The 10,710-nt window shown below is 71.3% G+C and carries 7 protein-coding genes; 3 read left to right on the top strand and 4 right to left on the bottom strand.

Annotated elements, in window-relative coordinates; translation table 11 throughout:
- The coding region (locus RWP81_RS09515; protein WP_314455343.1) for an MFS transporter at positions 1 to 1,391 on the bottom strand (1,391 nt) is incomplete at its 3' end.
- Positions 1,392 to 1,457: 66 nt separating this feature from the next.
- Complete coding sequence (locus RWP81_RS09510) at positions 1,458 to 4,655, bottom strand: SNF2-related protein (protein WP_314455340.1); 3,198 nt, start codon at positions 4,653 to 4,655, stop codon at positions 1,458 to 1,460.
- A 100-nt stretch (positions 4,656 to 4,755) separates the two neighbouring features.
- Between RWP81_RS09510 and RWP81_RS09505 the strand changes: the two genes are divergently transcribed.
- A complete protein-coding gene (locus tag RWP81_RS09505; protein WP_314455338.1) occupies positions 4,756 to 5,823 on the top strand; it encodes a low specificity L-threonine aldolase in 1,068 nt (355 codons plus the stop codon).
- A gap of 152 nt (positions 5,824 to 5,975) precedes the next feature.
- Here RWP81_RS09505 and RWP81_RS09500 read toward each other — a convergent pair whose 3' ends face one another.
- Together RWP81_RS09500 and RWP81_RS09495 are read right to left on the bottom strand one after the other, a co-directional pair.
- Positions 5,976 to 7,904 carry a M3 family metallopeptidase gene (locus RWP81_RS09500; RefSeq protein ID WP_314455336.1) on the bottom strand — a complete coding sequence of 643 codons (1,929 nt, stop codon included), beginning with the start codon at positions 7,902 to 7,904 and terminating at the stop codon, positions 5,976 to 5,978.
- Between the two features lie 46 nt (positions 7,905 to 7,950).
- Positions 7,951 to 8,565, bottom strand: coding sequence for a DUF4916 domain-containing protein (locus RWP81_RS09495; protein ID WP_243223479.1), 615 nt, complete (start codon positions 8,563 to 8,565; stop codon positions 7,951 to 7,953).
- Positions 8,566 to 8,853: 288 nt separating this feature from the next.
- Between RWP81_RS09495 and RWP81_RS09490 the strand changes: the two genes are divergently transcribed.
- Positions 8,854 to 9,522, top strand: coding sequence for an alpha/beta fold hydrolase (locus RWP81_RS09490; RefSeq protein WP_314455331.1), 669 nt, complete (start codon positions 8,854 to 8,856; stop codon positions 9,520 to 9,522).
- A gap of 306 nt (positions 9,523 to 9,828) precedes the next feature.
- Positions 9,829 to 10,710 (top strand): ATP-binding cassette domain-containing protein (locus RWP81_RS09485; protein ID WP_314455328.1); only part of this gene is annotated, 882 nt, incomplete at its 3' end.

Genomic DNA, 10,710 nt, shown 5'->3' with positions numbered 1-10,710 from the left:
CCGACCTGGTCGGTCGGGTGCTCGGCGACGTCGGCGTTGACCTCTGCCGTCCGGTACTGCTGCGAAAGGATCCGATACGACCGGGTGAGGAAGGCGAGCGAGGCGGCGATGACCATCACCAGGCCCGCGAACACGAAGACCAGCGCGATCCCACGCGACTGTCCGTCGCCGAGCAGCCAGCCCCACGTCGCGCGCCCCTCCGAGCCCTCCATGTAGGGGATGATCGCGAACTCGGCGATCGGGGCGATGAGGAACGACGTCACGGGAGCCGCGGCCGACTCGAAGGCGGCGGCGAATCCGAACACCCGCCCCTGTGTGGCGAAGGGCACGACCTTCTGGATCACGGTCTGCTCGGCGGCCTCCACCGGCGGAATGAGCGCCATGTAGACCCAGATACCGGCGGCGTAGAGCCACCACCAGTCGCGGAGCACGAAGACGGCTCCGAGCACGCCCATGCCCATCACGATCCAGAGCATCGTGCGGATGGGGTTCTTGCCGAGACCGAACTTTGCGACCAGGCCACCACCGATGATGAAGCCGGTCGCCGTGACACCCAGCACCACGCCCCACACCTGCACGCTGAAGAGCTCGAGGCCGTAGGGATCCATCAGGGCCATGTAGACGCCGCCGATGAGGTTGTTGAACGTCGAGAAGATGATGAGGGCGAAGAGTCCGGGTGCGGCGCGGACGGCGCGGACGGCTCCGCGGAGATCCACCATCGGGCCGGGCTCGTCGCCTGCGGCCGGTCGCTCTTCGGGGATGCGGATGGTCAGAAGGTGCATGAGCGCGACGAGGGTCAGTCCGATGGCGATCGCGAGGGTCCACCCCATGCCGAGGAAACCCACGGACAACCCGCTGAAGACGCTCGTGACGACGAAGGCGAGCCCCTGCACCGTGCCGACGAGACCGTTCGCATTGGCGTGTCGATCCACCGGCACGAGGAGGGTGACGGTGGTGGACAGCGCGATGTTGCGCATGTTCTCGACGACGGCGCCAGCGAGGATGACACCGGAGAACAGCCAGAACCACGGCCCACCCAGATCGAGCAGTGCCGCCTCGGGGAACGCCAACCACAGGGCACCGGCGATGAGGAAGGCCGTGAGGGTGACGAGCCCGGAGAAGACCATGACGCGATGCTTGCGATGGCGGTCGACGATCGAGCCGAACACCATCGCGAAGACGGCGAGCAGCAGCATGTACGCGCCGCCGACGATGCCGGTCGCCAGCACCGAGCGCGTCTCGAGGTAGACCCAGAAGGTCAGGGCGAACCACAGGAAGCTCGTGGTGACGTTGGCCGCGGCCGTGTTGATGAGCACCGCGAGAAAGGTGCGGTTTCCTTCCGCCGGCGCGGCGGACGCCCCGTTGACGGGCGAGGGCTGTGCATCGGACATGGCAGTCACGCTAGACCCGACCTCCGACATCGGCCAGACCCCGCCCGCCGCTGCGCCCGGCCGGCGTCAGTCCAGCAGGCTGCGGATGTCGTCGGCCGTGAGACGCGGGCCGCCCGCGAACGTCTCGCCACCAGCGTCGACGCCCCCGTCGAGGACGCGCGAGAACAGGTCGGCCTTGGCCTCGCGCAACGCGACGACCTTTTGCTCCACGGTGTCGGAGGAGACGAGCCGGTAGACGATCACCGGGCGCGTCTGGCCGATGCGGTGCGCCCGGTCGATCGCCTGATCTTCGACCGCGGGGTTCCACCAGGGATCGAGCAGCACGACGTAGTCGGCCTCGACGAGGTTCAAGCCGACGCCCCCCGCCTTGAGTGAGACGAAGAAGGCGGGGTCGTCGCCGTCACGGAACCGGTCGATCTCGGCCTGGCGGCGCGTGGTGGCGCCGTCGAGATAGCCCGAGGAGACACCCGCATCGGTGCACCGCTGGCGGGCGGCGCGGAGGAAGCGCGTGAATTGACTGAGCACGAGCACGCGGTGTCCCTCGGCCGCAGCTTCCACCAGCAACTCCTCGAGCGCGTCGAGCTTGGCCGACGGCGCCTCGCCCTCGTCGACGAGCGCGGGGTCGAGGGCGAGCTGACGCAGCATCGTGAGCGAGCGGAAGATCGCGAAGCGATTGCCCTCGGCATCGTCGTCGAGCAGGCCGAGCAGGCGCTGACGCTCGCGATGGAAGCGGCGGTCGTAGAGCTTGCGGTGCGCGGGATGCAGGGCGACCTCGACGATCGTCTCCTGCTTCGGCGGCAGCTCGGAGGCCACGAGGTCTTTGGTTCGCCGGAGCAGGAACGGGCGGATGCGCCGCCGCAGGAGGTCGAGTCGCTCCCCGTCGGAGTGCTTCTCGATGGGCGTGCGGTACAGGGTGGTGAACGACTCGCGGGTACCGAGCAGGCCCGGGGCCACGAGCGAGATCAGCGCCCACAGTTCGAGCAGGTTGTTCTCCATGGGCGTGCCGGTGATGACGAGCGTGAACGGCACCGCCAGGGCGCGGGCGGCTCGGTAGCCCCGCGAGGACGGGTTCTTGATCTGCTGGGCCTCGTCGAGCACGAGTCCCGACCACTCCACGTCGCCGTACTGTTCTTGCTCGAGCCGGAAGAGGGCGTAGCTGGTGACAACGACGTGCGCGCCCGCGGCGGCTTCGGCGACGCTGGTCGACCGGCGCGCGCGCGTGGCCGAGATCACCCTCACGTCGAGATCCGGGGCGAAGGCGGCGCACTCGCGCGCCCAGTTGCCGACGACGCTCGTCGGCGCGACGATGAGGAAGGGTGCCATGTCGGGATCTGCGGCGCGCGCGACCTCCATCATGGCGATGGTCTGCACGGTCTTGCCGAGTCCCATGTCGTCGGCGAGGATTCCGCCGAGTCCCTGAACGCGCAGGAAGTGCAGCCAGTCGAGACCGGTGCGCTGATAGTCGCGCAGGGTCGCCCGCAGGCCCACCGGCGGCGCGACGGGCGCGAGGGAGGCCTCGTCGGTGAGGCCCCGTACGCGCAGCCACCATTCGGCCTCGTGCGCTGCGAGCAGGCCGAGTTCGGAGAGGTCATCCCACAGACCCACGTTGTAGCGGTTCAGCTTCAACTGGTTGCCGGGCCGATCGGCGAGGGTCCGGGCCTCGTCGATGACGGCGCGCAGGCGGTCGAACTCCGCCGTGTCGAGGCGCACGTACTCTCCGTCGCCGAGGAACAGCACCCGGTCGCCGAGCGCCAGAGCGGTGTAGAGGGCGGTGAAGTCGACCTCGATGTCGCCGACGCTCACCCGCGCGTTCAGATCGAACCAATCGCTCCCGTCGTCGGCGCCGGTGCTCAGCTGCACCACCGGAGCCTCGGGCGACGCCCGATAGGTCAGCTCCTCGCCGGTCACCTGCACCCGGACGTCGGCGATGGCTCGAAGGCGCGGCAGCCCCTCGACCGCGAAGACCGCTGCGACAGCGGGGGTCAGCACGCGCGCCGGCGCCCTTCCCGTGTCGAACGGACCCGGGATCTCGATCCGGAGGTCATCGGCGACGCCGGCGACGGCGGCCCAGACGGCCCGCTCGTGTTCGTCGTGACGGCGACCGCGGGTGGGCGAGCGATCCCAACTCGTGGCGAGCGTCGTCGACCCGTCGCGGTGCTCCACCAGAACCTCGAGCACGGGGCGGGGCGCGACCGGCACCTCCACCGTGCCCTTGGGGGACACCACCGGCGCGTCGAGCTGCAGTCGCGGGAGGTATTCGCGCAGGAACGTGTCGGAACCGCCCTGGTCGATCGTGAGTGCGCCGGGCCGCGCGAGCAGACCGCGCACCGGCCCCGTCGCGGGCGTCGACAGGCGCGCGAGGGTGATGCGCTCGCCGTCTCCGTCACGGTCGGCGACGAAGGCCACCGCGACCGCCGGGTCACCCACCACCCAGGAGGGGAGGCCGGCCGTCTCGTCGTCGACGCCCTGGACGACCCCGCGCACCTGCAGCGTCGAGCCCCTGCGGTCCAGGGCGACGGCGACCGTCGCCACGTCGTCGATGATGCGCACCGGGTGATGCGCGCCCGCCGCCGACACGACGGGTACACCGGCAGCGACGACGGCCTCGAGCTGCAACCACAGCGAATGAGGAGGGACGGCCGATAGCGGCATCCATTCGTCGGAGAGATACGCCCCGGAGCCCGACCGCCCCAGCCGCCCGAGGCTGTCGAGCGCGGCGCGCCCCCGCGGTTCGGCAGGCAGCGTCGCGAGAGCCGACCACCCGGCGCGGCCCTTGATCCACGTGCCGCGGGTGCCGCGGACCCCCGGGCGGGCGGTGAGGGTCAGGGCCGTGCTGCGGCCGTGCCCTCCGCCGCGGCGGACCGCGAGGAACAGGCAGAGGTCGAACGCCGGTTCGTCGTCGACGACCGGTGCCGCCGAGAACAGCTCGTCGAGCGAACGCTGCCACTCGGGGCGGGGCGGACGACCGGCGGAGATCATGCGGTCGAAGAGCACGAGAGCGGCCGCGCAGGAATGCTCGCACTCGGGGCCGCGCCCGCACGAGCACCACCCCGACAGTCGGGAGAAGTCGCCGGGAACCCGGAGCTCGAGGTTCTCGTAGCCCGCCGCACCGAAGGACTGTGCCGACACCACGAGAACTCCGCCGATGGATCGGGCGTCGCCCACCTCGACCGACCCGTAGACGAGGAGGCGGTCGGCGCGCATCATCGCCGACGACGAGAACATCTCGCCGGCGATGCTGAGCGCTTCGGGATCCAACCGCATCCCCCCATTGTCGTCGGGGTCACCGACACCCCGGCGCGCACGGGCGGCACGGTGGAGAGATGCCCCCTGGGGAGGAGCCGGGAAAAGTTACGCTGGAGGGGTGACATCCCTCCACGACACGTCCGTGCGCGGCTTCGCGTCCGACAACTATTCCGGAATCCACCCCGACGTCCTCGCCGCGATCGCCGCGGCGAACGAGGGCCACCAGGTCGCGTACGGCGAAGACGTCTACACCGCGCGCCTGCAGGAGCTCTTCACGGGCCTGCTCGGCGACGGCGTCGAGGCCTTCCCGGTCTTCAACGGCACGGGCGCCAACGTGGTCGGGCTGCAGTCGATGCTCCCCCGCTGGGGCGCCGTGATCTCGGCATCCACCGCCCACATCAACGTCGACGAGGGCGGGGCGCCCGAGCGCGTGGGCGGCATCAAGCTGCTGACCGTCCCCACCGACGACGGCAAGCTCACGCCCGAGCTCGTCGACCGCGAAGCCTGGGGCTGGGGCGACGAGCACCGCGCGCAGCCTCTGGTCGTGTCGATCACGCAGTCGACCGAGCGCGGCACCCTCTACACGGTCGACGAGATCCGCGAACTCGCCGCGCACGCGCACGGTCACGGCATGCGCCTGCACATGGACGGCGCCCGCATCTCCAACGCCGCCGCCGCGCTCGACGTTCCGCTGCGCGCCTTCACCCGCGACGCCGGCGTCGACGTGCTGAGCTTCGGGGGAACGAAGAACGGCGCGATGATCGGCGAGGCCATCGTGGTGCTCGATCCCGAGGCGTCCACCGGTCTGACCTACCTGCGCAAGCTCGACATGCAGCTCTCGAGCAAGATGCGCTTCGTCTCGGCGCAGTTGGTCGCTCTTCTCGAAGACGACCTGTGGCTGCGCAATGCGCGGCACTCCAACGCCATGGCACAGCGTCTGCGGGCCGGCGTCGAAGCGGGACTCGCCGATGGTTCGATCCAGGGCGTGGAGTTCACCCAGCCGACACAGGCGAACGGTGTCTTTGCGACCCTGCCGGCCGGTGTAGCCGACCGCCTCCGCAAGAGCTTCCGCTTCTACGATTGGGACGAACTGCGCCGCGAGGTGCGGTGGATGTGCTCGTTCGACACCACCGAGGACGACATCGACGCCTTCATCGCGGCGATCGCGCGCGAGACCACCGCCTGAGCGCACCCGGGCCGGCAGAGCCCGACGTGGTCGCGGCGACCGCGCACGAGAGCACGACATCGTCCGCGTGACGCCCACGTCGCACGCGGTTCCACCGCCTGAGCGCACCGAGCAGCCGCGGCATCCGATTCAGGATGCCGCGGCTCGCTGCGTCATGAGCCCGCGAGCCAGTCGCGATACGCGTCGAAGGTGCTGTCGCGGCCCAGGAACGCCCGCACGAGGTCGCGCGCATCGCGGGTGCCGCCGGGTTCGAGGATCTCGCGGCGGTATCGCGTCGCCGTCCCGGTGTCGAAGAGGTCGTCGCCGAAGGCCGAGAGAAGATCACGCGCGATCACGAGGCTCCACTGGTACGTGTAGTAGCACGCGCCGTAGCCGGTGAGGTGGCCGAACCCGGCGTACGAGTGCGAGCCGTCGAGGGGTGTGACGGGGCTCGCGGCCCGGTAGTACCCGTCGACCGCGGTCTGCAGATCGACGGGACGATCGACGTGCAGGCGGTACGACGTCGTCGCGTGGCCGAGCTGGCGGGTCACCTCGAGGCCGCGACCGAAAGCGTCGGCGGTGCGCATGCGCTCGACGAGATCGGCCGGGATGGGCTGCCCCTCGTCGTTCACGGCGAAGGATGCCAGCGCCTCGGCATCCCACGCCCATTCTTCGAGCAACTGGCTCGGCGCCTCGACGAAGTCCCATTCGGTCGCGACTCCCGTCCACCGTCCCCACTTCTGGTGCCCGCCGAGGATGTCGTGCACCAGGTGTCCGAACTCGTGGAAGAAGGTCACCACTTCGTCGTGCTCGAGCAGTCCGCGCGAGAAGTTGCAGAGCAGGACCGACTCGGGCAGCGCCCGGCCGCTGATGCCGGGGGCGAGACCGAAGCACGCGGCATGGTTGTACTTGCCCTCGCGGGGGTGCAGATCGAGGTGGATGCGGCCCAGGCGCTCCCCCGCCCGGACGACGTCGTAGGTTCGCACGTCGCCGTGCCACGAGGGGGCGTCGACGGGCACGTACTCGACATCGAGCAGGCGCCCGGTGGTCGTGAGGACGCCGTCGAGGACACGGTCGAAGCGGAAGTACGAGCGCACGACCTGTGCGTCGACGTCGTACTCCTCGCGCTTGAGCGCCCCCAGCAGGTACCAGAAGTCGGCGATGGTGACCGCGTCGGCGTCGGGCGCGTCTCGGCGGAGGCGTTCGAGGACCCGCGCGTACTCCGCCGCGGCGGCGGGGGCCGCGGCGTCGGCCACGCGCTCGAGGAACGTCGCCACCGCGGCGCTCGAACCGATCATGCGCGTCTCGGTCTCGTAGTCGGCCCAGTCGCCGTAGCCGAGCAGGGTCGCGCGCTCGGCCCGCCCCGCGAGCAGTTCGGTGAGGACGGGCTCGTTCTCGGGCCACGCGAGGTCGTTGTAGGCACCGACGAGGGCGTGGCGCACCGCCCGATCGTGCGCGTATTCGCGGACGGGCATGAGATCGGTGTACTCGGTGGTGAGGGTGACCATGCCCTCCTCATCGACGGGGTGCTCGTCGATGAAGTCGGCCGGGAGGCCGCTCAGCGACGAAGCCGCCACGCGGATCTGACGGCGCCCCTCGCGGATGTTGCGCGAGAACGCCAGCGACAGCTCCGTGTCGCGTTCGGTGAGCTCGCGCACTCGATCACGGTCAGCGTCGGAGAGGTCGACGCCGCCGCGGCGGAAGTCGCGGCGCACGTGGTCCAGGAGGCGCTGCTCGTCGGGCTCGAGGCCCGCGGCGTCGGCGTCGGCATCGGCGAAGACGCCCCACAGGTCGCGGTCGAGCAGACGGCGGGACTGCGCCGCGTCGACGGCCTGCGCCTGTTTCTCGGCGGCGTCGCGCACAGCGGCGTCGGGGTGCGACTCGCTGATCAGGTGCGAGGGGGCGGCCGCCTCCGCGAGCGCGATGTCGGCGTCGTTCCACAGCGCGAGGCGCTCGCGGAGCGTCAGATCGGTCTCGGCGATGAGCCGCGCGTCGATCGCGGCGACCCGGTCGAGTCGTTCACGCGGACGCTCGTCGGCGAAGGCGCGCCAGGCGTCGAGGTCGCTCGGCAGGGTGAGGTGTGCGAGGGGGGATTCCGGCATCCTCCGACCCTAGGCAGGGCCACCGACACCGGCAATGGCCCCCGGTTCAGCGCAGGGCACCCACCGAAGCGAGGGCGAGACGGATGAGCGTTCCGCGACCGCCCTCCATCTCGTCGGAGAGGGCGTCGGATGCCGCTTCCTGCGGCGAGAGCCACGTGACCTCGAGTGCGTCCTGGCGGGGCTCGCAGGTGCCGGTGACCGGCACCACGTAGACGAGCGAGACGGCGTGCTGACGATCGTCGTGGAACGCGGTCATCCCGGGGAGAGGGAAGTACTCGGCGACGGTGAGCGGCGTCGGAGACGGCGGCAGGAGCGGGAACGCCATGGGCCCGAGATCGTTCTCGAGGTGGCGGAAGAGCGCGTCGCGGACGGTCTCGCCGTAGCGCACGCGGCCTGACACGAGGGTGCGGGTCATCTCGCCCAGCGGCGTCGCGCGCAGCAGGATGCCGACCTGCGTCACCGCCCCCATCCCGTCGGTGCGCACGGGCAGCGCCTCGACGTAGATCATCGGCAGGCGGCGCCGCGCCTCGGCCAACTCGACCTCGCTGAGCCAGCCCGGGTTGGCGTTGGGGCTCGCGGACGCGCCCGAGAAGGAGGCGCCGAGCGGTTCGCGCTCGTCGCCGTTGTCACCGGGTTCGGGGTCGGGGGTTCGCACGGGCATACCCCCTGTATATCAACCGTCGGTGCCGGATGCCGCGTGTCCCGCGCGGGAAGACCCGTTCAGCGAAGCCTGTCTCGGCGCCCGCGGGCTTCGCCGTCGCCGTGGACGGGAGGAGATTCGGGCAGCGGAGGGCGGAGTACCCGGCGAAGCATCCTCCGTTCCCGGGATCTCCTCCCGCCTACCCGGGGCGGCTCCACCCGCCTGCCCGGGGCGGCTCCTCCCGTCCACCCCGGGGCGGCTCCACCCGCGCCCGGCGGCGATGTCGGAGGGCTTTGCCACAATGGCTGCATGAGCGCGCATCCCTCACTCGATCCCGCCGTCGTGCGCTGGTCGGTGCCCGTCGACGAGCGCGGCGACAGGCCCGTGCTGGTGCTCTTGCACGGCTACGGCTCCGACGAGCACGATCTCTTCGGCCTGGTGCCGTACCTGCCCGACACCTTCGTCGTGGCGAGCGTGCGCGCTCCGTGGGCACCGCCCTGGCCCATGCCCGGGGCTTCGTGGTACCCCATCGAGGGACTCGACGGCCGTGATCCCGCGGCCGTCTCCGTCGCTGCACGCGCGGTGCTCGCCTGGATCCAGGATGCCGTGGGCGATGTGCCCGTGGGTCTGCTGGGCTTCTCGCAGGGCGGCGCGGTGGCGCTGCAGACCCTGCGCGTGGCACCCGACGCGGTGGCCTTCGCGGTCGTCCTCGCCGGGTACGCCGCGGGCGGCGAGCTGCCGGGCGACACCGTCCTCGCCGAGCGACGCCCCCCGGTGTTCTGGGGGCGCGGAGCCGCCGATGAGGTCATCCCGCAGGCGTTGGTCGACCTGACGGCGCAGTGGCTGCCGATACACAGCGAACTGAGCGGGCGGGTGTACCCCGGGTTGACGCACTCGATCTCGCAGGACGAGCTCGACGACGTCCGGGCGTTCCTCGACGCGCGGCTGGCCGAGAGCGACGGAGCGACCGCGGGCTGAGGAGGGCATCCAGCGAGGGGTCGAACGGAGCGTCGGCAGACGAGCAGGCGTCGTCCAGCGGGCTGTGGACGCCCTCGAGGCGCGTCCGTGCACCGACGAGGCGGGGCCGGAGGGGTACCGAAACGCCCTTCGTTCGATTATCGTGGGCAGCCCTGTCCCCGAGAACGAGGTCTCCTCCGGTGAAGAACGTCGACGCTTCCGCGCCTCTGTCCGCGCGCTGACCCGTCGACCCGCCGTTTTCTCGGCCGCCCTCCGCTGACGCGGACGGATCCGGTGTCCGCGCATCCTGCGTCCCCGGAGTTCGTCGTGTCATCCCTTTCCCCCTCTCTCGTCCTCGACCGTGTCCGCCTCGTGTGGCCCGACGGCACCGTCGCCCTCGACGACGTGTCCGGCGCCTTCGGCCCTGGTCGCACCGGTCTCGTCGGCCGTAACGGCACCGGCAAGTCCACGCTGCTGCGTGTCGCGGCGGGGCACCTCCGTCCCACGTCGGGCACGGTCACCGCGTCCGGCGAGGTCGCGATGCTGCCGCAGCGGCTCGCCGCCGACCCGCACCGCCGCGTCGCCTCGCTCCTCGGCGTCGACACGGCCCTCGGCGCCGTGCGCGCCATCGAGTCGGGCGACGTCGACCCTCGCCACTTCGACGCGGTCAGCGACGACTGGGGCGTCGAAGCCCGCGCTCACGCGCTGCTCGCCGAGGCGGGCCTTCCTCCCGGGCTCCTCGACCGTACGGTCGGCGAGCTCTCAGGAGGCGAGGCCGTGCTCGTGGCGCTTCTCGGCATCCGAGCCGCCGCCGCGGCGGTCACCCTGCTCGACGAGCCGACGAACGACCTCGATCGAGACGCCCGCGCCCGCGTCACCGACCTTCTGCGTCGATGGCCCGGCGCCGTGGTCGTGGTGAGCCACGATGTGCAGCTCCTCGAGCAGATGGATGCCACGGCCGAGCTGTACCGCCACACCCTGAGCGTGGTCGGCGGCCCGTACAGCGTGTGGCGCGCCCACCGCGATGGGGAGCAGGATGCCGCGCTCCGCGTCGAGCGCGACGCGACGCAGGCGCTCCGGCGCGAGCGCCGCGATCGCATCGAGGCGCAGGACAAGCTCGCCACCCGTTCGCGCACGGCCCGCACGGCGCAGGCGGAAAAGCGGGTGCCCGGTATCGTCGCGGGCCTGCGCGCGAGCGCGGCGCAGGTC

It is taken from the genome of uncultured Microbacterium sp. (genome assembly GCF_963521695.1).
Lineage (GTDB): Bacteria > Actinomycetota > Actinomycetes > Actinomycetales > Microbacteriaceae > Microbacterium.
This window is presented reverse-complemented; position numbering and strand designations above follow the sequence as displayed.

Coding starts and splice junctions, on each gene's coding strand:
- RWP81_RS09510 (WP_314455340.1), bottom strand. CDS start 4,655: ATGCGGTTGGATCCCGAAGCGCTCAGCATCGCCGGCGAGATGTTCTCG.
- RWP81_RS09500 (WP_314455336.1), bottom strand. CDS start 7,904: ATGCCGGAATCCCCCCTCGCACACCTCACCCTGCCGAGCGACCTCGAC.
- RWP81_RS09495 (WP_243223479.1), bottom strand. CDS start 8,565: ATGCCCGTGCGAACCCCCGACCCCGAACCCGGTGACAACGGCGACGAG.
- RWP81_RS09490 (WP_314455331.1), top strand. CDS start 8,854: ATGAGCGCGCATCCCTCACTCGATCCCGCCGTCGTGCGCTGGTCGGTG.